Source organism: Legionella waltersii, assembly GCF_001468085.1.
In the GTDB taxonomy this organism is placed as follows: domain Bacteria; phylum Pseudomonadota; class Gammaproteobacteria; order Legionellales; family Legionellaceae; genus Legionella; species Legionella waltersii.
Genome location: NZ_LNZB01000050.1, coordinates 1 through 1,078, shown reverse-complemented (window position 1 = coordinate 1,078; position 1,078 = coordinate 1). Strand labels below are relative to the sequence as shown.

The following is a 1,078-nucleotide window of genomic DNA, read 5'->3' as shown; positions in this document are numbered from 1 at the left end:
TTTGAGTGTTTACAATGGGTTTAAGGCCTTGATTGAAGGCTTCTTTGTATTTGCCTTGATAGTCCTCTGATAAGTTCACGGTTAGCTGTTTTTTAACCTTAGGCAATAAGATGGCAAGCATTTCCTGCATGGATTTAGGCTCAAAATAGATTTGGGCTATATTCCAATACAGGCTGTTTGTAGCACTCAATGGCTCTTGCCTAAAACCAATGTGTTCTTTTTCATGGATGAATCGTTCTTGGCACCTCTGCTTAAATCGCTCTTCAAAGAGAAGTGGTTCTTCGATTAGTTGTGTTAAATAGTGAAGTTCCGATTGCAATTCCAGCTGGAGTACTCGTTGTTTTACGCTGGCGTAATTGTGTGCTTCGACGAGAGGAGTGTTGGCAATCTCTGAGGTTTCGTTTAATCGTTTTCTAATGGTTTCAATTTTTTCAGTACACATGTTTTTTCAACTCTGCTTAATCATTCAATTCGGGGTTTTGATTGGTTCAGAGTAGTACGATGGTTTGTTATTCGCTCCCTTACGGTCGCGACTCGGTTGTATGAACTCCATTAAACTAGTGTTCCAATAAAAACCGAGCCGTGACCGTAAGGGAGCGGATAACTAGGCTATTACTAAGCGTCTTAAATCAGCTGCAGACAAAACCGGCGTATTACTCTTGATGAGTTGTTAGTGCGATGGGATTTTATGGCTTGGAAATTCGATAGGATGAACGATAAAAGCAACAGTGCACTGCATCATGCTTTGATTTGTTTTCTGTGCTTGTTTGGTTGTCATCAGAATTACTACCTTCAACAGCAAGATACGTTTTTTCATCTTGCATTATGGTTTATTGCTGTACAATGTTAACACAGTTTTATTAAGTAATTATTAAATAATTTCCTTAGAAATTGTTATTTTCAGGACTTACGAAAAACCCCTAGGTCGAGGCAAAAGACATTTTTAATGAGGGAGTTTAGATGGACTAAATGACCGAATTAACAATGTCTTTTAACGAAGAGATTGGGGTTTTTCGTAAGCATTTCAAGCACAAAGTGCTCCGCATCTATAAATAACTTTAAGTATTTTATGTGTACA

General features: G+C 38.0%; 2 protein-coding genes. One reads left to right on the top strand and one right to left on the bottom strand.

The window, feature by feature from the left end; all coding sequences use genetic code 11:
- Nucleotides 1-442: hypothetical protein (locus Lwal_RS09775; RefSeq protein WP_157066282.1), on the bottom strand; the 442-nt coding region annotated here is incomplete at its 3' end.
- A 246-nt stretch (nucleotides 443-688) separates the two neighbouring features.
- Between Lwal_RS09775 and Lwal_RS17405 the strand changes: the two genes are divergently transcribed.
- Nucleotides 689-850 (top strand): hypothetical protein, encoded by a 162-nt coding sequence (locus tag Lwal_RS17405; RefSeq protein ID WP_157066281.1) that lies wholly within the window; start codon nucleotides 689-691, stop codon nucleotides 848-850.
- Nucleotides 851-1,078: the final 228 nt, after the last annotated feature.

Excerpts from the sequence above, each read along its gene's own strand:
- Lwal_RS17405 (WP_157066281.1), top strand. The coding sequence starts at position 689 with ATGGCTTGGAAATTCGATAGGATGAACGATAAAAGCAACAGTGCACTG.